Origin of the sequence: Cobetia sp. BMC6 (assembly GCF_029991385.1) — a bacterium.
In the GTDB taxonomy this organism is placed as follows: Bacteria; Pseudomonadota; Gammaproteobacteria; order Pseudomonadales; family Halomonadaceae; genus Cobetia.
Genome location: NZ_JAKUMF010000004.1, coordinates 263,069 through 282,556, shown reverse-complemented (window position 1 = coordinate 282,556; position 19,488 = coordinate 263,069). Strand labels below are relative to the sequence as shown.

Genomic DNA, 19,488 nt, shown 5'->3' with positions numbered 1-19,488 from the left:
GACGACGCTGCGGCTACCTCAACGACAAACCAGTACAGCGATGAACCAGCTGCGACAGGCTGTCTCAACGACGCGGCGCCGGCAACTGACGGTAGTGGCTCTGCCACATCAGTACCGCCCCGGCGACAGCGCCCGGAATGAACAGCAGATTGGCCAGAGGCACCAGCGTCATGACGAACACCGCGGCGCCGAAGGTCAGTGAGGGCCACCAGCGCGCCTTGAGGCGCTGCTTCATGTCACCGAAGCTGACCTGATGGTTGTCCATCGGGTAGTCGAGGTACTGGATCGACATGCTCCAGGCCGAGAACAGCCCCCACAACAGCGGCGAGAGCAGGTTCAGACCCGGGATGAAACCGATGATGAACAGCGCGATCATGCGCGGGATGAAATAGCCCAGCTTGGCCATTTCACGTCCCAGCGAGTCGACGCCGATCTTCATCAGCCCACGGTCATCGTCAATCAGTGTGCCATCCAGGCGATGCTCGACCTTCTCGGCCAGAATGCCGTAGAAGGGCGCGGCGATCAGGTTGGTCACCAGGCTGAAGGTGAAGAACACCACCAGCAACAGACTCACCACCAGCAGCGGCCAGATCAACCAGCTGAGCCAGTCCAGCCAGGCCGGCACCTTGAGCATCCAGTAATCGATCCAGCCACCGAACTGGTTGAACAACACCCACAGCGTGATGCTGTAGAGCACCAGGTTGATCGCCAGCGGTACGAATACGAAGCGGCGCAGCCCCGGGGTATAGACCATACGGGTCCCGCGGACCAGCGCCGATACGGCATCAATCATGCGACGTCCTCGTCATCTCAAAAGAACCGGCCAGCCAGCAGACTGACCGGAGCCACACCCTAGCACTCCCGCCTGCGCAGCGCAGCTGTCGGCCGCATGAGACTGCTCGCGCTCCCATGACGCAATCGCCCCGCGGCCTGCCGATGGGCAGGTGCGGGGCGAAGCATCGTGCAGAAGTCTGCGGGCGTTGCGTCACACCCGGGAGTTCAGCTCACTTCTTGTCCAGGTCCTGCGGCTTCAGGTCATGGGTGTCGGTATGACGCACGTCCACGCCCTTGACCAGGAAGATGACGTACTCGGCCAGGTTGTCGGCGTGGTCACCGATACGCTCCAGCGCACGCAGAATCCACATCACATTGAGCACCGGCGTGATCTGGCGCGCGTCTTCCATCATGAAGGTCATCAGCGAGCGCATGGCACTTTGATATTCCAGATCCACCGAGGCATCTTCACGCAGTACCTTGAGGGCAAGGTCGGTATCGAAGCGCGCAAAGGCCGTCAGGGAGTCACGCACCATGCTGCGCACGTGCTGGCTGAGGTGTCGCACCTCGACCATGCCGCGCGGGCTCTGGCCGTTCTCGACCAGCGAGATGGCGTTGCGTGCGATCTTGCTCGATTCATCACCGATACGCTCGAGATCGGAGGTGGCGCGGATGACGGCCAGCACCAGACGCAGGTCGGAGGCCGCCGGCTGACGGCGGGCCAGCACCCGGGTGCACTCGTCATCGATCTTGAGCTGCATGTCGTTGACAGCCTTGTCGTTGTCGCGCACCCGTGTGGCGGTCTCACTGTCGCCTTCCAGCAATGCCGTGACGGCATCCTGCAGCTGCTTCTCTACCAGTCCGCCCATGGCCAGCAGGTGTGTCTTCAGTGCATCCAGCTCGTGATTGAACTGCTCTGAGATATGCTTGCCGTGCGAATCGCTGGTGATATCCATTTCCCTCTCCCGGAAAGTCGCCCACCGAGTCAGGGGGCGTGACATGAATGACGTGACAAGTATGGCCCACTGCTGACTGACACAGCGGGCTCCCCCTCAGCATGCCGACACTTGATTGCAGTTATGTTTCACCCATGACTCAAAGGCGCTATCTGGCCTACATCGTCAGCAATATCAGGGCGAAAAGGCTACCTGGCTGCACGTTCGCGCATGAGCGCGCTAACCGAAACGCCCCGTGATGTAGTCTTCGGTCTGGCGGCGGCGCGGGTTGGTGAACAGCTGATCGGTCGGGGCGAATTCCACCAGGCGGCCCTCATGCAGGAAGGCGGTATCGTCCGAGACCCGCGCGGCCTGCTGCATGTTGTGCGTGACGATGATCAGCGTCAGGCGTGAGCGCAGCGAACGGATCAGCTCCTCGATCTTGAGCGTCGAGATGGGGTCCAGCGCCGAGGCCGGCTCATCCAGCAGCAGCACCTCCGGCTCGACCGCCAGTGTCCGCGCGATCACCAGCCGCTGTTGCTGGCCACCCGAGAGCCCCAGCGCGCTGTCGTGCAGGCGATCCTTCACCTCTTCCCAGAGTGCCGCGGAGCGCAGACAGGATTCGACCTTGTCATCGAGGTGGCGCTTGTCATTCTCGCCGACCAGCCGCAGCCCGAAGGCCACGTTCTCGTAGACCGACATCGGAAAGGGGTTGGGTGTCTGGAAGACCATGCCGATCCGGCGGCGCAGCATCGGCACGTCCACGCCGCGCGCATGGATGTCCTCGCCCTCGAGCAATACCTTGCCGGAAAGACGTGACTGTTCGTCGAGATCGGTCATGCGATTGAAGGTACGCAACAGGCTCGACTTGCCGCAGCCGGAAGGGCCGATGAAGGCCGTCACGCGCTTGCGTGCGATCTGCAGGCTGACATCCTCCAGTGCGCGTCGCGTCTGGTTCTCCTTGCCGACACGCGCCTGATAATCGAGGCTCAGGTGGCGGGTTTCCAGGCAGATGTCCTCAGCTGGCCGCGCAGGCGTCTCCTGAAGAAACAACTGGGGCTTGGGCTGTTCAGAGTCACGCCTCATTCGGTGGCTCCCTTGTAACGTTGTGCCAGCATGTGACGCAGGCGAATGGCACTCAGATTGAGGCATAGAATCACGACTACCAGCACCAGCGCGGTCGCATAGACCAGCGGCCGACTGCTGAAGGCGTCGCTGCTCTGGAAGGCCAGATCATAGACCTGATGCCCCAGATGCATGAATTTCCGGTCCAGATGCAGCCACGGGAAGCTGTCATCCAGCGGCAGGTCCGGGGCCAGCTTGACCACCCCGACCAGCATCAGCGGCGCGACTTCACCCGCCGCACGCGCCACGGCAAGAATCAGCCCCGTCATCAGCGCCGGCGAGGCGGCCGGAATCACCACGCGCTTGAGCGTTTCCAGGCGGGTCGCTCCCAGCGCCAGCGCGCCTTCGCGCAGACGACGCGGCACGCGCGCCAGCCCCTCTTCCGTGACGACGATCACCACCGGCAAGGTCAGCAGAGCCAGCGTCAGCGAGGCCCACAGAATGCCGCCGGTCCCGAAGGTCGGCGTCGGCAGCCGCTCGGAATAGAACAGCTCATCGATCCCGGCCCCCAGTCCATAGACGAAGAAGCCGAGACCGAACACGCCGTAGACGATGGAGGGTACCCCGGCCAGATTGCGCAGCGCGATGCGCGTCAGGCGCGTCAGGCGCCCCTGATGGGCCACCTCGTGCAGATAGAGCGCCGCCATCACGCCGAAGGGCATCACCATGATCGACATCAGCACCACCATCAGCACGGTGCCGAAGATGGCGGGCCAGACGCCACCGAAGCCCTCGGTGGAGGCACCGGCCACGAAGTCGCGAAAACGCTGGAACGTCATCATCAGCCGGCCGCTGAAGCCCATCGCATTGGGCTGCCAGGCATTGCGGATATCATCGAGCGCGATGCGGCCTTCGTAGCCGCCATTGCCGCCCAGCAGCAACTGTCCGCCCGCCAAGGCATCACGCAGGGCACTCAGCTGACCTTCACGCTCGATGAAGGCGCTGCGCACCTCTTCCAACTCCTCCTGTATCTCCCGCTCGAGCTCAGCGTCCTCATGAGCCTGCGCCGCTGCAACGTCAGCAGAGGGGCTGCGCCGGGATGCCAGAGACTGCTGCAGCGCCTGATAGCGACTGCTCAAGGCTTCACTGTCCAGGCGCAGCGCCTGCAGCTGGCGGCGCTCGCTCTCGATCATCTTCAGGCGGGCAAACAGTGGCTCGGTGTCTTCGGCCAGGGGCCGGGCAGGCCCGTCGCCAACATCGGGCGTGTGGTCCATCTCCCCTGTCATCGGGTCACTCAGCGCCCGTGGCATGCCGTAGAGAGTACGGCCGTCGCGCATTTCCAGCATCAGCGCCTGGCGGGGGAAGGTCATCCTGTCGAGCAGCGTCTCCGGCAGCCACTGCCAGCTGGCCGCGGCCCCGTCACGCGAGGATGTCTGCAGCAACCACCATTGCTGGCGAGCGTCGTCCCCCTCGCCCGAGGCGACACGGCGCATCTCCTCGTGCATCAGCTCGCCGAGCAGATGGCGATTGTCGGCCGCCGGCTCTCCGCGCGTGGTGGTCAGGGCCGTGGGACTTTCCCCCGGCTGCGCCGTCAGCTCCACCTCGACCAGCCGGGAGGGCCAGAAGTGACTGAAGGAGCCCACCACCAGCAGGCTGAGCAGGCCCAGCACCAGCACCAGCGAGACACTGACCGCCATGGCGTTCAGCCAGCCCCACGGGCCGCCATCACGCCAGTATCGCTGAAGGCGTCCGACCAGCGGCTCGCGTGGGCGCAGCAGTGAGGAGCTGGCGCGATTCGTGTCAGGGCGTCTCATCCCCAGCTCCCCTGATTGGGCGGCGTGAAGCGCTGTCGCAGCACTTCCGCCAGCGTATTGACCACGAAGGTGAAGACGAACAATGCCAGGGCAGCGAGGAACAGCAAGCGGTAGTGACTGCTGCCGACCTCGGCCTCCGGCAGCTCGATGGCCAGGGTCGCGGCCAGTGAGCGCAGGCCCTCGAACAGGCTGGCATCCACCAGCGGCGTATTGCCGGCCACCATCAGCACGATCATCGTCTCACCGACAGCGCGCCCCATGCCGATCATCATCGCCGAGAACAGCCCGACCGCAGCGGCTGGCAGGATGACGCGGCGCAGGCTCTGCCATGGCGTCGCGCCCAGCGCCGCAGAGCCGGCGGCCAGGCCACGCGGCACCGACGAGAGGGCATCCTCGCTGAGCGTGAACAGGGTCGGCATCACCGCCAGCCCCAACGCCATGCCGGTCACCAGGGTATTGCGCTGGGCATAATCGATGCCGTAGTGGCTGAACAGCCATTGACGGAGGTCGCCGTCGAACCACCACTGCTCGACCTGGCCGGCGATTGTCACATCCAGCCACAGCAGCACGAACAGCAGTGGCAACAGCCCGAAGGCCGCCATGTTTTCCGGCAGCAGGTTGCGCCATGCGCGCGGCGCCAGGGTCCACAGGAAGCCGGCCGCCATGGTGCCCAGCGGAATCAGGACCAGTCCCAGCAACACCGCCATCAGCTCACGCTCGACAAAGGGCGCGACCACCAGAGCGGCGATGAAGCCGATCACCACGGTCGGCAGTGCCTCCATCATCTCCAGCAGCGGCTTGATGCGGGAACGCTGGCGCGGCGCCATGAAGCAGGCGACATGGATGGCACAGCCGAGCCCCAACGGCACGGCAAACAGCAGCCCGGCCAGCGCCGCCTTGAGCGTGCCCCACATGATGGGCACCAGCGACAGACGGGGTTCGTGGGTGCCGGTGCTCTCCAGCTGCCAGATCCACTCCGGCGCAGCGCGTCCCTCATACCAGACCTTGCCAAAGATGGCGTCGAGCCCGACGGCCTGATGCGGGTCATGTATCGCAAGCCCGGCATAGGCCTTGCCGAGCGCCCCCAGCGGCGCGTCCTGAGCGAGCTGACCGGGCAACCTTGCCTCCCGGACCGCCGATGCCAGCAAGCGGCGGTCATCATTGTCGAATTCCAGCGCCACGCCTGTCGCGACCCGGGAGGCATCCAGCCAGTCCAGCACCTGACGGCGACGCTCGCTGGTGGCCAGATAGAGGCCAAGGCGGCCGTTGGCGTCCAGCGCGGCAAAGCCGAGGCTGTGATGGGCGGCAGCCATCGTCACCACCGGCGCCGACAGGCCACTGTCAAAGACGCCGGCCTTGACCAGCGGCTGCGCGTGCGCCGGCAACAAGTAATGGGTCAGGCCGCCTGCCGCGTCCCCGACGATCAGGCTTCTGCCGCCACGCAGGACGCTGAGCGCGGTGATCGCCGGCGATGACGCGGAGGCAGAAGAGCTCACAGCGTGATGTGCCAGCTTGCGTGCCAGCGGCCCGGTCCCGCTGGAGGCCTCGCTCAGTTGCCACTGGGTGAAGCCATCGCGGTCAGCGGTGACCAGCAGACGCCCCTGCTGCGAAGACAGTCTGGCCGTGCCCGGCAACCACTGCTGCTGCCACTCGGAGTGCCGGGGCTGACTTGCCGCATCGCCATCCAGCGCGCCTGCGGTGGCGTGCGACGCCGACAGCGTCAGGCGTGCCAGCCACAGGCCATCGCCATCCTCGAACGGAATACGCAGCCACAGCTGGTCGCGACTGAGCACCAGGCTTGCCTGGCGGCGCTCAAGTCCTGCGGGAACCTCGATGGCACTGCCGCGCAGGCGAATGCCCGCGGCGGACTGCTGTACCACCTGCAGACGATCATCCGCGAGCCAGACACCCGCCAGCGGCGAGGTGCGCAAGTCCGCCGTCGAATCATCACTGGCCAGCACGGGAGGCAGCCCGTCACGCGCGAATAGCCGCATGCCAGGCAAGGCGCTCAGCCAATCAGGGTCGCTCAGCCAGTCAAGGTCGGTCTGAGCGGCAGGCATCTGCTGGTCGATCGCCTGCTGTTCGAGCGGCTTGACGCTGGCGGGCTTGAGCAGCGGCCACGACACGCTGACCAGATAGGCCAGCATCACGACGACGATGACCATCACGCCCAATCCGGCCGCTGTCAGCCACAGACTGGCAAGACGGTCATGCCGCAGACGACGACGCTGCATTCGGGAGGCATCAACTGCCGACATGAAATATCACCACGAAAGGATTCGCGCCCGGGAGTGTCGACTCCGCAGACGCATGAAGCAGGTATGGCACCGAGATTATGTCCAGGTGATGACAGAAAGATGACAAAGGCGAATCAGAGGGCATCAACATCCTAGAGCCCCAGTTGCTGACGCCAGTGCAACAGCTGCTTTTCCGGCAATGGCACATAGCCACCACGCAGGATGGCCTGCTGGCCCTGACGCGACATGATCAATGACAGGAAGGCCTGTTCCAGCGCCGGGAGCGGCTCGTCCGGCACGCGATTGACGTAGATGTACAGCGCACGGGTCAGCGGATAGCGGCCGTCGCGAATGCTGGCCCGGCTCGGGAAGACAGCGTGGCCACCCGCCTCACGGCTGACGGATAGCTGCTTCACCAGCGGCGAAGAGGTGCTGAAGCTGGCATAGCCGATGCCATTGGGCGAGGAGCCCACCGCACCGATGATGGAGGCCGAGCCCGGCTGTTCGCTGACATCGAGACGGAAATCGCCATCGCACAGCGCGATTCGGCGAAAGGCGCCGTAGGTGCCCGAGGTGGCACTGCGCCCGAAGCGAGTGAGCTGGCGGTCATCCCACTCATCGCTCAGCCCGAGCTGGCCCCAGCGACTGGCCGCCTGCCCACCACAGTTGTGCGTGGCGGAGAAGATGGCATCCAGCTGCGCGATGCTGATCTCCTCCAGCGGATTGCTGCGATGCACGATGATGCCCATCGCATCCAGTGCCACGGGCACCCCCAGCGGCGGATAGCCGAATTCACGCGTGAAGTCCTGACGCTCCTGGTCACTCATCGGGCGCGACATCAGGCCGATGCGAGTGGTGCCGGCGATCAATGCCGGTGGCGCCGTCGAGGAGCCCGCGGCCTGCAGCTGCACGCGCACCCCCGGATGATAGCGGCGCAGCTGGGCAGCCCAGCGCGTCACCAGCACCGACAGGGTATCGGAGCCCACCGCCGTCAGGTTGCCCACTACCCCGGACACCGGGCGATATTCGGGCACCTTGTCGGCCAGCGCCGGAGCCGAGAGCGTCGAGAGCCCCAGCAGGCAGGCAAGCGACATCAGTCGCAGCGACGGTGGGCTTGAGCGCAGACGAGGCGCACCTGCGGAGGGCACATAAGAGGAAGGCACGGATGACCCGCGAAGCGAAGCGAACACGGCGCGAAACCCTGTACGGACAAGCGTCCCGACGGAAACTGACATGGCGACTTCCCACCAGAGAATGAACGAGATGACGATGCGACACGGAGCTGGCCACTGCTTGCCATGCCCGTGGTGACGGGCATGCGACGGTAGCTCAGGATGGCCCATGTAGCATGACGAAACACTGCGAGTATCCGCCATTGCTGCGTTGAGGAACGATACTCCATGCTGCAGCGCAAAAAAATTTCCTGACAGTCCCTTGTCAGTGAGGACAGTGCTTTGTCCGCCAGAGTAGGATACAGGAGATGATGAAGCCGCTGCGGCTCATCCGCCATGGCCTGCGTCGCGCTGCTACCACCGATGGCACCCGATGACGTCCTTCGGCCATTGCCGAAGCCTCCTTTGCAAGGCAGCGCCCTGCGCAAGGAAGTGCCCTAGGCAAGGAAGCGCACTGCGCCAAAAGACGCACCTTTTTCAGATGGAAGGGTGCAGAAATGAAATGGCCATTTTATAACAACAAGATAGCGAGTCATGACATGCAAGCTCTGGATGATATCCCGACGCCGAACGGCACACTGACGCTCAAATTGATCGCCCAGCGCCAGGACACCAATCTCTATGGCGACATCAGCGGCGGCTGGCTGATGCACCGCATGGACGAGGCCTGTGAGCTGGCCGCCGGGCGCGTCGCCCACGGGCGCACTGCCACCGTAGCCGTCGAGGGTCTCGATTTCCTGTCGCCGGTGCGTATCGGCTCGGTGGTCAATATCTTCACTCAGGTGGCAGAGGTCGGGCGCAGTTCGATCAGACTCTCCGTCGAGGTCTGGATCCGCCCGCCGCAGGAGCGCAATCAACATGCGCTGACCAAGGTGACCGAAGCCTGCTACGTGATGGTGGCACTCGATGACAATGGCCGCATCCGTGCCGTACCGGAGCAGGCCAGCACCGCCATCACCGGGGAGCAGGACTGAGCCAAGCGCCTCGCCCCTCTTCTTGTCAGCCACACGCCAAGAAAAAGCCGCCCTCAGGGGCGGCTTTTTCGTCAACAGTCAGTCACGCAGTCAGACAGTCCGTCAGGTAGCCCGAAAGAGACTCGCTCAGGCTTCGCCCAGCACTCGTCCACGCGCATCCAGATAGGCCTGCTCGCCGATACGTGACCAGGGCGCGACCTGCTGCTGGAAGGCGCGATAGGACTCATAGACGCGCCTGGCGTCCTCGTCCTTGGCGATGAACTCGTCCAGCACCTCGTTGGAGGCATCGAACAGCGCCGCATAGACGTCCTGGGGGAATTCACGCAGTTCCACACCGTGTTCCTCGACCAGCGAGGTCAGCGCGGTAGCGTTGCGCAGCGCGAACTCATCCACCATGGCGTGATTGGCGATTCTGGCCGCCTGGATCACCACCTGCTGCAGATCTTCCGGCAATGCCTGCCAGGCCTCGAGATTGACGGTGCCTTCGAGGATGGCGGAAGGCTCGTTCCAGGCCGGTGAGTAGTAATACTTGGCCACCTGATGCAGGCCGAAGGCCAGATCATTGTAGGGGCCGACCCAGTCGGTGGCATCGATCACGCCGGTTTCCATCGCGGTGAAGATCTCGCTGCCCGGCAGATTGACCGCGCTGGCGCCGATGCGATTCATCACTTCGCCCGCCAGCCCCGGCAGGCGGATCTTCAGGCCCTTCATGTCCTCGAGACTGTTCACTTCCTTGTTGAACCAGCCAGCCATCTGGGTGCCGGTGTTGCCCACCGCCAGCGGCTTGAGGTTGTGGCGCGAGTAGATCTCGTCCCACAGCTTCATGCCATCGCCGTGATACAGCCAGGCGTTGGTCTCGGTGGTGTTCATGCCGAAGGGCACGGCGGTGAAGAACTGGGCCGCAGGGACCTTGCCCTTCCAGTAGTAGGAGGCCGAGTGGCCCATCTGGGCAGTGCCGGAGGACACGGCATCGAAGACTTCCAGCGCCGGCACCATCTCGCCGGCGCCATAGACCTTGACCTGCAGGCGACCACCGGAGAGCTGACCGATCAGGCTGGCGAACTCATTGGCACCGGTGCCCAGTGCCGGGAAGTTCTTCGGCCAGGAGGTGACCATCTTCCAGTGGATGGTCTCGCCCTCGGAGGCATTGGCGGTGGACACGAAAGGCGCGGCGGCGAGACCGGCAGCACCGGCCCCCAGAGCAGAGAGAAAACGGCGGCGTTGCATGGGACTTTCCTTGTTCGAGTTGTGGGCAATGCATGACACGGCATCAAGACAGCAGATTGTCTGCCACTATGCCGCGACCCATGGATGGCCCACAACTGCACCAAGGCCGTAATGGCGCACGAATACCGCGCCCCCTGCGCCACTCTTCACCTCTTGCCAGCGCCTCGTATCAGCGCCTGCTATCAGGACTTGCTGTCAGCTCAGCACTTCCAGCTTGGCAAAGCCCAGCACCAGCCACTTGTCGCCTTCGCCCTCGAAGCTGATCTGCACGCGCGCGCGCTCACCCTGGCCTTCGGCATTGATGACCACGCCTTCCCCGAACAGCGGATGGCGCACCAGGCTGCCAAGCGAGAGTGCCGGCATGTCGCCATTGGCCTCGACACTCTCCTGACGCGGACCGGATGGACGGCGATTCGGCGTGGCGCGCTGGGTCGAGACCGGACGCGAGACCTGACCACGCAGACGCACCTCTTCCAGCAGCTCTTCCGGCAGCTCACGCAGGAAGCGCGACGGCCGCTGGAAAGTCTCCTTGCCGTGCATGCGCCGCAGCTCGGCGTAGGTCAGGTAGAGGCGCTGCATGGCGCGGGTGACACCGACATAACACAGGCGACGCTCTTCCTCGAGACGCCCCGGCTCTTCCAGCGACATCTTGTGCGGGAACAGTCCCTCCTCGACCCCGGCGACGAATACCACCGGGAATTCGAGTCCCTTGGCGGAGTGCAGCGTCATCATCTGCACGCATTCCTCGCCTTCGGCGGCTTCATGGTCGCCGGCATCCAGTGCGGCTTCGGCGAGGAAGGGTTCCAGCGCCTCGGCACCTTCGCTGGGGGCTTCCGGGTCCATGCGCTCGCCCTGACTGAAGGCACGGCAGGCATTGACCAGCTCCGAGAGGTTCTCGAGGCGTGCCTGGCCCTTCTCGCCCTTCTCGGCGGCGTGATGCTCACGCAGGCCGGTGGCGTGGATGACGTGCTCGACCAGCTCATGCAGCGCCATGCCGGCGGTGTCGTTGTCGAGGCCATCGATGATGTCGGCGAAGGCTCGCACGGCAGTCGCGGCGCGTCCCTTGAGGGCGCCATCGGAGACCGCATCGCTCATCGCCTGCCACATGGTCAGGTTGCCGTAGCGTGCGCGCTCGCGCAGCTGCTCGACGGTGCGCATTCCGATGCCACGCGCCGGCACGTTGATCACGCGCTCCAGGGCGGCATCGTCCTCGCGGTTGTTCATCAGGCGCAAATAGGCGAGCGCGTTCTTGATCTCGAGACGCTCGTAGAAGCGCTGGCCGCCATAGATGCGATAGGGCATGCCCTGGCGGATCAGCGTCTCCTCCAGCACGCGTGACTGGGCATTGGAGCGATACAGGATCGCGATCTCGTCGCGGCTGTAGCCATGCTCATTGACCAGCTCACGGATGGTATCGGCGATATAACGCGACTCGTCGATATCATTGAAGCCGGCATAGACACGAATGCGCTCGCCACGACCGCTATCGGTCCACAGCTCCTTGCCCATGCGCCCGCCGTTGTGGCTGATCAGGGCGTTGGCGGCCTCCAGAATGGCGCTGGAGGAGCGGTAGTTCTGCTCCAGACGCACCACGCGGGTGTTGGCGAACTCCTCGGTGAAGCGCTGGATGTTCTCGACCCGCGCGCCACGCCAGCCGTAGATGGACTGGTCATCATCGCCGACCACGGTCATGCACTCGCGATCACCGGCCAACAGCTTCAGCCAGGCGTACTGCAGGGTGTTGGTATCCTGGAACTCGTCGACCAACAGGTGGGCGAAGCGCTCGCGGTAATGCGCCAGCAGATGCGGCGTATCACGCAGCAGTTCCAGCGAGCGCAGCAGCAGCTCACCGAAATCGACCAGGCCGCCGCGTTCACAGGCGAGCTGATAGAGCTCATACATCTCGACCATCTTGCCCATGTAGGCATCGCCATGGGTCTGCACCTGATGGGCGCGCAGACCTTCCTCCTTGCAGCCGGCGATGAAGTACTGGACCTGCTTGGGCGGCCAGCGCTCATCATCGACGTTGTGCTCCTTGAGCAGCCGTTTGACCATGCGCAGCTGGTCATCGCTGTCGATGATCTGGAAGTGCTCGGGCAGGCGCGCCTCCTGCCAATGGGTGCGCAGCAGACGGTGACTGATTGAGTGGAAGGTACCGACCCACATGTGGCGCAGGCTGCTGCCATTGAGCGCCTCGAGACGCGTGCGCATCTCCCGCGAGGCCTTGTTGGTGAAGGTCACCGACAGGATGGCGTAGGGCGAGAACTGATATTGGTCCATCAACCAGGCGATGCGGTGAACCAGCACGCGGGTCTTGCCGGAACCGGCCCCCGCCAGTACCAGCATGTTGCCCGGCGGCGCGGACACGGCCTCACGCTGATGCGTGTTGAGGTGATCGAGGAGGGGCGATTCGGTCATGCAGGGCTCACCACAGGGCAGAGGAGTCGAGGAGCGGAGCAGCGTGAGATTCGCTGCCCCTGTTCAGGCATCCACCTTATCACAGCGGCCTGCCCTGCTCTTCCCCGCGCCGGCCTTCCTTGCACATACGTGCCTTGCACTTGCCTTCAAGGCAGAGGATGCCCAAGTGATGCTCAGTGGGTATCGAAGTCGTGGTCGTCGATGCGCAGAGTGGCGAGGCTCTTCTTGACTGCCTCCAGCTGCTCCTTGAGCTTGGGGCCACGCGCCTTGGCGACACCGACCGCCAGCGTATCGACGATTACCAGGTGCGCGATACGCGAGCTCATCGGGGTGTAGATCTCGGTGTCTTCGTGCACATCGATGTGCAGCGGCAGCGTGACTTCATCCGCCAGTGGCGAACCACTCGGGCACAGCCCGATGACGGTCGCGCCGGCGTCACGCGCCAGCCGCACGCTGGCGATCAGTGCCTTGGTGCGGCCGGTCTGGGAGATGGCCACCACCACGTCACGCGGCCCCAGCGTCACCGCTGACATGTTCTGCATGTGCGGGTCGGTGTAGGCGGCAGTGGAGATCTGCAGGCGGAAGAACTTGTGCTGGGCATCGTGAGCCACGGCGCCCGAGGCGCCATAGCCGTAGAACTCGACCCGGCTGGCGGAGGCCAGCGAGTGGATGGCACGCGCGACGGCTTCGGCATCCAGGCGGTCACGCACCGACAGCAGGGTACCGATGGTGGAATCGAACAGCGAGTGCGAGAACTCGGCCACGCTGTCGGAGTCATTCATGGAGAACTGGGCGAACTGGGTGCCGGTGGCGAGGCGTTGCGCCAGCTGCAGCTTGAAATCCTGGAAGCCGGCAAAGCCCATTGCCCGACAGAAACGCACGACCGTCGGCTCACTGACCGATGACTCGCTGGCCAGATCGACGATCCGCATGTGAATCACTTCCTCCGGATGACGAAGGACATAGCGTGCGACCTTTTGTTCAGAGCGGCGGAAATTCTCCATCCGGCTCCTCAGGTCGTCGAAGATGGCATGGCTCACGGCACACTCCTTGCAGACTTCATGGGCATGCCTGAGCTTACGTCATCCCCCCGGGGGTGTCGCCTGCACAGGCAGGCTATAGTCACAATTTTGTCAAGTGAGCTATAGTAAAACGGTGTGGCGCCAGTGAAAGCCCACATCCTTTGGATGCCATGGAGGTCGAATCATGCGTAATTCAGAGCAGGTAGATACGCTCAAGAAAGAGCTTCTCGATATTTTCATGACTCTCGGTGCCGACGAACATCAGGCCCGCAAGAAACAAAGCGCAGTCCGCCATCTCCGCGCCCGTCGTGGAATAGAATTGCACAACGAAATCAAGCGCCTAAGCGAGGATTTAAGCGACATCGAAGTGCTGGAAATGGATACTGAAAGCGATATCGACACCCACTGATTCCAGGCGGGGAGGCGATACGCTCCCCGCCGATCAGTGATGTTTTCACGCTCTGATCCGCCAGGGTTCGGGCTCCATGCGACACCTTCCACCATCTCTTTCGAGCATGGTCGTACCCCCCTCTCGCGGTATTTCTCGTCAGATCCTCCCGACAAACACTTCTTGTTGCGGCCCCTGTTGCGTCTGAAATCTCCTGAAATGGCGTGTTTTCTACACAAGGCCTGAAGATATCTCGCCGAAAGGTCGTGATATTCATGCCTCATATTGCAAAACCCTACGACCAATGACGCACCATTACAGTGCGAGCGCTCACTGACCCTATCTGACCTCAGAGAATCCGCCTCTTGCCTCGTCAGAAACACGAGAGGCCCGCCGGATAGGCGAGCCTCTTGAGGTACTGCATCTTCGTGCTGAGTGTGACGTGCCTCTGCTGGGGTCAGCGAGGACGGAGGTAGTTACAGGCTTGACGCGAACACCACGACCACACCGATCGGGGCGATATAGCGCGCCACGAAGCTCCACAGCGAGAAGGCCGAGTCGCTCATGTTGAGCTGGCTGCGCACTTCGTCACGGCCCATGAACCAGCCGACGAAGACGATGGTCGCCAGACCGGTCAGCGGCAGCATCAGCTTGCTGGTCGCGTAGTCGAGCAGGTCGAAGATGGTCATGCCTTCGAACTTGGCGAACATGCCCAGCGGCGCCACGTCACTCCACAGGTTGAAGGACAGGATGGTGGCGATGCCCAGCAGCCAGGTGGCGATACCCGCGACCCAGGCCGAGCCGACGCGCGACATCGGCGTCTTCTCTTCCAGCCATTCGACGATAGGCTCCAGCAGCGAGATGCCTGAGGTCCAGGCCGCGAATACCAGCAGTACGAAGAACACCACACCGAAGACTTCACCGCCCGGCATGTGACCGAAGGCCAGCGGCAGGGTCTGGAAGATCAGACCCGGGCCCGCCGCGGCGTCGAGGCCGTTGGAGAACACCACCGGGAAGATGGCCAGACCGGCCAGCAGGGCGATGACGGTATCCAGCACCACCACGACCAGCGCGGTACGCCCGATATTGACGTCATCGGACAGGTAGGAGCCGTAGGCCATCATGATGCCCATGCCCAGTGACAGGGTGAAGAAGGCATGCCCCATGGCCGCCAGCACGCCATCCTTGTCGAGCTTGGAGAAGTCCGGCGTCAGCAGCCAGGCGGCCGCATCAGCGAAGCCATCGGTGGTGGCGGCGTAGCCGACCAGCACGATCAACATCACCGCCAGCAGCGGCATCAGGATCTTGGCGGCACGCTCCAGGCCACCGGCGACCCCGCCGGCAACGACCAGGATCACCATCAGCATGAAGGCACTGTGCCAGGCCAGCAGCGTGGTCGGGTCCCCCAGCAGACCGCCGAACAGGCTACCGGCCGTGTCAGAGGTCAGGGTTTCGAAACTGCCGCTGGCCGCGTCGGCGATGAAGGCCAGCGCCCAACCGCCGATGACGCTGTAGAAGGACAGGATCAGGTAGGCGCCGAGCACGCCGGCTACCCCGATCAAGACCCAGGCGGGACTGCGTTTGAGCCGGGCACTGATGTGGCTCATGGTCGAGATGGGGTTCTTCTGCCCCAAGCGACCCAGCAGCCATTCCGACATCAGGATCGGCAGGCCGATCAGCAGGATGCAGATCAGATAGACGAGGACGAAGGCACCGCCGCCGCTCTCACCTGTCATGTAGGGGAATTTCCAGATATTGCCCAGACCGACGGAAGAACCGACGGCAGCCAGGGTAAAGGCCAGGCGAGAAGACCACTGTGCGTGGGAATGCGGTTTGGATGACATGTGAATCCCTGATTCGTCGCGAGGGCGCCTGTCGCTGGTAGCGACTTCGGGCACCTTGTTGTGCTTGTTGCATCATGCTGCCAATGCGGACGGATCATCCGTGGCCAACACGATGGCGTCGCAGGATCACTGCTGTGGTGCTCCCGGCATTCACGCTGACCGGGTAGGTCGTGGGGAATGACAGGCAAGTGCCGATAGGCACGCCGGAACGGGCAGACTGCCCATCTCCGGTAAATATCGCCGCGGTAACGGCAACATGTGGCTAAAGCTACTCGATTGAGGGGCCATCTGCCAGCAAGCCACCATCAGACCATGGCCTCACAGGAGAAACATCACGCCCTGATGGAGCGTCAGAACAGACTGCCCTGCCCCTCGCCCGGAAAGGCCCCGACCAAGGGGCGGCCCAGTTTCGCCAGCACCTGATTGGCCAACAGGCGTGCCAGTGCGGGCGCTGCCTTGTTGTCCGGTGTATGCACGAAGAGGAACGGGCTTTTCCCCTGACTTATCCACAAGGAAAGACGCTCTACCCAGGGGGCAAACAGTGCCCGATTGGTGGATTCATCGTAATGCCCGATGAAACGCACCACGGGATGTTGTCCGCTGGAGAACACATGCAATGGGCGGTGAGGCTTTTCCGAGCGCGCCACCGCAAGGCCCGGATGCGCGGTGGTAGGGCCACTGAAGAGTGGACGCACATCCAGCATCACGCGATCGACTGCGTGAGTTATCAACAAGCGATTCAACTGTCGTTCCACCTCACCCTTGGCGAAGAATATCGGGTCGCGGGGCTCCACCGCCCAGGCAAGCCCTGTTCCCTTCACCGACTGCAGAAATTGCTCGAGGCGTGGCAGGACGTCCGCCCCGAGGTCACGTGGTAGCTGAATCATGATCGGACCGAGGCGGTCCTTTATCGGTACCAGGCAATCTAGAAATGCCGCCAATTCCTGCTCGATGCCCTGCAGACGCAATTCATGAGTCAGTCGGCCCGGCAACTTGAAGCAGAAGCGAAAATTGGCCGGTGCCTGACGTGCCCAGCTGGCGATGGCAGCAGCCGTGGGCTGGGCATAGAAACTGGTATTGCCCTCGACACTATCGAAGACCCTGGCGTAATCCGCCAGATGTTCCCGCGGGCCGCTGCCCGGCAACAGGCTGCCGCGCCAGTCGTCATTGGCCCACATCGCGAGCCCGAGATGAAGATGTCCCGCCGAGTGCGAGGTATCCGGCGGTTCGGAGGCTGCATGAAAATGGTGCATGAAGAGGCCAGAACTAGAGGAATATAAGGGTCAAAGAGCCAACAAGCCGAAGAATATCGTCTGCCAGAGCGACGTAAGCACAATAAAAACTGTCATCACGGCGTGCTATGGTCCGCATCCTGCATGACACGTCAGCAGGCGGTCCACCCACCGCCCTGACTCCGCTTCCTGCCAGCCACAAGCCGCGCCGGAAGACACTCTTGTTGACTGCCCATACCCCGGAGCCTGTCATGACTGCTTTCCAACGACTCATACTGCGCGCCAGCGGCAGCCGCTCACGCGCGGCAAATGCCATCACCCTGCGCAGCCTGATCACGCTCATCGAGGGCTGCCTGCTGGTGGCGCTTGGCGTACGCCTGCTGCAGGCCGGTGGCCTGCTGGTCAGTGGCACTGCCGGCATGTCGTTGCTGGGTGCCGACCTGACAGCACTGAGCTTCGGCAGCCTGTTCTTCCTGATCAACCTGCCCTTCTACGGCCTGGCCTGGAAACAGCTGGGGCTGAATTTCACCCTGCGCACGCTGGGCTGCGTCACCCTGCTCTCCGTGCTGTCCGATGTGCTGGCGGTCAGCTTGCCGCTGGGCGCTGTCAGCCTGCCGGTCGCGGCGATAGCCGCAGGCCTGTTGATCGGCCTGGGCATCACGCTGCTGTTTCGCGAGAACGCCTCACTGGGCGGCCTGAACATTCTGGCGCTGCATCTGGAGCGACGCTTCGGCATCCATGCCGGTCGCACCACCTTCGCCTTCGACCTGCTGCTGATCGCGATCGCCGCGCTGGTCTACCCCTGGCCACAGGTCATCTGTTCAGCACTGGCATTCGCGACACTGTCCTTCGTGCTGGGCCGCTACCATCGCCGCACGCCCCAGACCGCACAGCCTGCTTCACCGGCACATGACAAGCAGGTACAGACGGCTCACTAGCGGCGACCGCGTCCCCCGCTGGAAGAGCCGCCGCCCTTGTACGAGGCGCCCTTGCCAGCCGGGCTGTTTTTCCCCGAGCTCGTGTTGCCGTAACTCTTGCTGCTACCGCCCTTGTTGGCAGAGCCTTTGTTGGCAGAGCTCTTGTTAACAGCCCCCTTGCTGTTGGCCGCGCCACGCTCATTGCGACCATCGCTGGCGTTGCCACGCGTGCGCGGCTTGAGGCCGCCGGCGAGCTTGCCGGCGCCTCCCGAACTCTTGGTGGTATTCCTGCGGGCACTTTTACCGTCACTTCTGCCTTCCTGATTGCCACGCCCCGGGGTGCGCTCATCAGAACGCTCACGACGCCCTGTACTCTCCTGCTTGGCTCCTGAACGCTGGCCCGGATGGCGTTGATCAGCACCGCGCTGACCTGTGTCGCGCTTATCAGGGCTGCGCTGACCCGGACTGCGCCGACGTGTGTCACGCTGACCGACAGCGCTATTGCCGCCTTCATGACGTCGAGTCCCGCTACGCCGGCCAGCGTCCGTACCCTGGGCGGCGCGCTGATGGCGCGCGGCCGTCGCATGCTGGGAAGGCGGCGGTGCCGCGGCCAGGCGCGAGGCTTCTTCGGTTCCACTGGAGCCCTCGATCATCTGCTGGATATCCGCCATCTCGCGCTGGGTGAGATATCGCCATTCGCCGACTCCCAGCCCGTCCAGGCTGACATTCATGATGCGCACCCGCTTGAGCTTGAAGACCTCATAGCCCAGCGCCTCACACATGCGACGGATCTGACGGTTGAGGCCCTGGGTCAGGATGATGCGGAACACATAGGTCGAGATCTGCTCGATGCGACACGGCTGGGTGATGGTGTCCAGAATCGGCACGCCAGCGGCCATGCGCTTGAGGAAGTCGGCGTTGATCGGCTTGTCGACCCGCACCACATATTCCTTCTCGTGGGCATTGCCGGCACGCAGGATCTTGTTGACGATATCGCCGTCACTGGTCAGGAAGATCAGGCCATCGGAGGGCTTGTCGAGGCGGCCGATCGGGAAGATCCGCTTGGGATGACCGATGTAATCGATGATGTTGCCATCGACATGGCGCTCGGTGGTACAGGTGATGCCCACCGGCTTGTTGAAGGCCAGGTAGACCGCTTCCTGCTTGGCTTTCAATGGCTTGCCGTTGACCAGCACTTCATCGCCCGGCGCGACCTTGGTACCCATTTCGGGCACGTCCCCATTGATGGTCACGCGTCCTTCGGCGATGTAGCGGTCCGCCTCGCGCCGCGAGCAGAAGCCCGTTTCGCTGATGAACTTGTTGAGGCGGGTAAGCGATGCGTCGCGATCAGTCATGGCAGGTCACGTGCGTGCGCCGGGCGATGAACGCGCAGCGGACGGAAGGGGATAAGAAGGCAGGCGCACAGGATACCAAAAACGGCAGCCCGAAGGCTGCCGTTGGCACAATGA

15 protein-coding genes are annotated in these 19,488 nt (G+C 63.5%); 3 read left to right on the top strand and 12 right to left on the bottom strand.

The window, feature by feature from the left end; all coding sequences use genetic code 11:
- Positions 1 to 64 precede the first annotated feature (64 nt).
- The 6 genes from cysZ to MKZ40_RS10735 all read right to left on the bottom strand — a co-directional run bounded on the left by cysZ (position 65) and on the right by MKZ40_RS10735 (position 7,988).
- The gene (gene cysZ, locus MKZ40_RS10760) at positions 65 to 793 is read right to left on the bottom strand and encodes a sulfate transporter CysZ (protein ID WP_175088887.1); all 729 of its coding nucleotides are present in this window, start codon (positions 791 to 793) and stop codon (positions 65 to 67) included.
- 211 nt (positions 794 to 1,004) lie between these two features.
- Positions 1,005 to 1,730, bottom strand: coding sequence for a phosphate signaling complex protein PhoU (gene phoU, locus MKZ40_RS10755; protein WP_043331737.1), 726 nt, complete (start codon positions 1,728 to 1,730; stop codon positions 1,005 to 1,007).
- A 219-nt stretch (positions 1,731 to 1,949) separates the two neighbouring features.
- The gene (gene pstB, locus MKZ40_RS10750; RefSeq protein WP_084589238.1) at positions 1,950 to 2,795 is read right to left on the bottom strand and encodes a phosphate ABC transporter ATP-binding protein PstB; all 846 of its coding nucleotides are present in this window, start codon (positions 2,793 to 2,795) and stop codon (positions 1,950 to 1,952) included.
- Positions 2,792 to 4,588: a phosphate ABC transporter permease PstA gene (pstA, locus tag MKZ40_RS10745; RefSeq protein ID WP_175088888.1), complete on the bottom strand. Its 1,797-nt coding sequence runs from the start codon at positions 4,586 to 4,588 to the stop codon at positions 2,792 to 2,794. Before pstA ends, pstB begins: the two co-directional genes overlap by 4 nt.
- Positions 4,585 to 6,846 carry an ABC transporter permease subunit gene (locus MKZ40_RS10740; RefSeq protein ID WP_175088889.1) on the bottom strand — a complete coding sequence of 754 codons (2,262 nt, stop codon included), beginning with the start codon at positions 6,844 to 6,846 and terminating at the stop codon, positions 4,585 to 4,587. Before MKZ40_RS10740 ends, pstA begins: the two co-directional genes overlap by 4 nt.
- A 131-nt stretch (positions 6,847 to 6,977) precedes the next feature.
- On the bottom strand, positions 6,978 to 7,988 hold the full coding sequence (locus MKZ40_RS10735) for a phosphate ABC transporter substrate-binding protein (protein WP_175088890.1): 1,011 nt from the start codon (positions 7,986 to 7,988) through the stop codon (positions 6,978 to 6,980).
- 548 nt (positions 7,989 to 8,536) lie between these two features.
- On the opposite strand from MKZ40_RS10735, the gene MKZ40_RS10730 reads away from it, so the two are divergent.
- Positions 8,537 to 8,971, top strand: coding sequence for an acyl-CoA thioesterase (locus MKZ40_RS10730; protein ID WP_175088891.1), 435 nt, complete (start codon positions 8,537 to 8,539; stop codon positions 8,969 to 8,971).
- A gap of 126 nt (positions 8,972 to 9,097) precedes the next feature.
- On the opposite strand, the gene MKZ40_RS10725 is transcribed toward MKZ40_RS10730, so the two are convergent.
- The 3 genes from MKZ40_RS10725 to hexR all read right to left on the bottom strand — a co-directional run bounded on the left by MKZ40_RS10725 (position 9,098) and on the right by hexR (position 13,656).
- Positions 9,098 to 10,198, bottom strand: coding sequence for a TRAP transporter substrate-binding protein (locus tag MKZ40_RS10725; protein ID WP_175088892.1), 1,101 nt, complete (start codon positions 10,196 to 10,198; stop codon positions 9,098 to 9,100).
- A gap of 195 nt (positions 10,199 to 10,393) precedes the next feature.
- On the bottom strand, positions 10,394 to 12,616 hold the full coding sequence (gene uvrD / locus MKZ40_RS10720) for a DNA helicase II (RefSeq protein WP_175088893.1): 2,223 nt from the start codon (positions 12,614 to 12,616) through the stop codon (positions 10,394 to 10,396).
- Between the two features lie 173 nt (positions 12,617 to 12,789).
- Positions 12,790 to 13,656 carry a transcriptional regulator HexR gene (hexR, locus tag MKZ40_RS10715; RefSeq protein WP_043331730.1) on the bottom strand — a complete coding sequence of 289 codons (867 nt, stop codon included), beginning with the start codon at positions 13,654 to 13,656 and terminating at the stop codon, positions 12,790 to 12,792.
- A 166-nt stretch (positions 13,657 to 13,822) separates the two neighbouring features.
- Between hexR and MKZ40_RS10710 the strand changes: the two genes are divergently transcribed.
- Complete coding sequence (locus MKZ40_RS10710) at positions 13,823 to 14,047, top strand: hypothetical protein (protein ID WP_043331728.1); 225 nt, start codon at positions 13,823 to 13,825, stop codon at positions 14,045 to 14,047.
- A 455-nt stretch (positions 14,048 to 14,502) separates the two neighbouring features.
- On the opposite strand, the gene MKZ40_RS10705 is transcribed toward MKZ40_RS10710, so the two are convergent.
- The gene (locus MKZ40_RS10705; protein WP_043331727.1) at positions 14,503 to 15,870 is read right to left on the bottom strand and encodes a sodium-dependent transporter; all 1,368 of its coding nucleotides are present in this window, start codon (positions 15,868 to 15,870) and stop codon (positions 14,503 to 14,505) included.
- A 350-nt stretch (positions 15,871 to 16,220) separates the two neighbouring features.
- On the bottom strand, positions 16,221 to 17,123 hold the full coding sequence (locus MKZ40_RS10700; protein WP_175088894.1) for a DUF72 domain-containing protein: 903 nt from the start codon (positions 17,121 to 17,123) through the stop codon (positions 16,221 to 16,223).
- Between the two features lie 230 nt (positions 17,124 to 17,353).
- Between MKZ40_RS10700 and MKZ40_RS10695 the strand changes: the two genes are divergently transcribed.
- Positions 17,354 to 18,040, top strand: a complete 687-nt coding sequence (locus MKZ40_RS10695) for a YitT family protein (protein WP_175088895.1) — start codon at positions 17,354 to 17,356, stop codon at positions 18,038 to 18,040.
- On the opposite strand, the gene rluF is transcribed toward MKZ40_RS10695, so the two are convergent.
- A complete protein-coding gene (gene rluF / locus MKZ40_RS10690) occupies positions 18,037 to 19,374 on the bottom strand; it encodes a 23S rRNA pseudouridine(2604) synthase RluF (protein ID WP_175088896.1) in 1,338 nt (445 codons plus the stop codon). The two genes, MKZ40_RS10695 and rluF, sit on opposite strands and share 4 nt — an antisense overlap.
- Positions 19,375 to 19,488: the final 114 nt, after the last annotated feature.

What these genes read in the sequence shown, in the direction of transcription:
- phoU (WP_043331737.1), bottom strand. Translation starts at nt 1,730, where the DNA reads ATGGATATCACCAGCGATTCGCACGGCAAGCATATCTCAGAGCAGTTC.
- MKZ40_RS10710 (WP_043331728.1), top strand. Translation starts at nt 13,823, where the DNA reads ATGCGTAATTCAGAGCAGGTAGATACGCTCAAGAAAGAGCTTCTCGAT.
- cysZ (WP_175088887.1), bottom strand. Translation starts at nt 793, where the DNA reads ATGATTGATGCCGTATCGGCGCTGGTCCGCGGGACCCGTATGGTCTAT.
- pstA (WP_175088888.1), bottom strand. Translation starts at nt 4,588, where the DNA reads ATGAGACGCCCTGACACGAATCGCGCCAGCTCCTCACTGCTGCGCCCA.
- MKZ40_RS10705 (WP_043331727.1), bottom strand. Translation starts at nt 15,870, where the DNA reads ATGTCATCCAAACCGCATTCCCACGCACAGTGGTCTTCTCGCCTGGCC.
- MKZ40_RS10700 (WP_175088894.1), bottom strand. Translation starts at nt 17,123, where the DNA reads ATGCACCATTTTCATGCAGCCTCCGAACCGCCGGATACCTCGCACTCG.
- MKZ40_RS10695 (WP_175088895.1), top strand. Translation starts at nt 17,354, where the DNA reads ATGACTGCTTTCCAACGACTCATACTGCGCGCCAGCGGCAGCCGCTCA.
- MKZ40_RS10740 (WP_175088889.1), bottom strand. Translation starts at nt 6,846, where the DNA reads ATGTCGGCAGTTGATGCCTCCCGAATGCAGCGTCGTCGTCTGCGGCAT.
- MKZ40_RS10730 (WP_175088891.1), top strand. Translation starts at nt 8,537, where the DNA reads ATGCAAGCTCTGGATGATATCCCGACGCCGAACGGCACACTGACGCTC.
- MKZ40_RS10725 (WP_175088892.1), bottom strand. Translation starts at nt 10,198, where the DNA reads ATGCAACGCCGCCGTTTTCTCTCTGCTCTGGGGGCCGGTGCTGCCGGT.
- pstB (WP_084589238.1), bottom strand. Translation starts at nt 2,795, where the DNA reads ATGAGGCGTGACTCTGAACAGCCCAAGCCCCAGTTGTTTCTTCAGGAG.
- rluF (WP_175088896.1), bottom strand. Translation starts at nt 19,374, where the DNA reads ATGACTGATCGCGACGCATCGCTTACCCGCCTCAACAAGTTCATCAGC.
- uvrD (WP_175088893.1), bottom strand. Translation starts at nt 12,616, where the DNA reads ATGACCGAATCGCCCCTCCTCGATCACCTCAACACGCATCAGCGTGAG.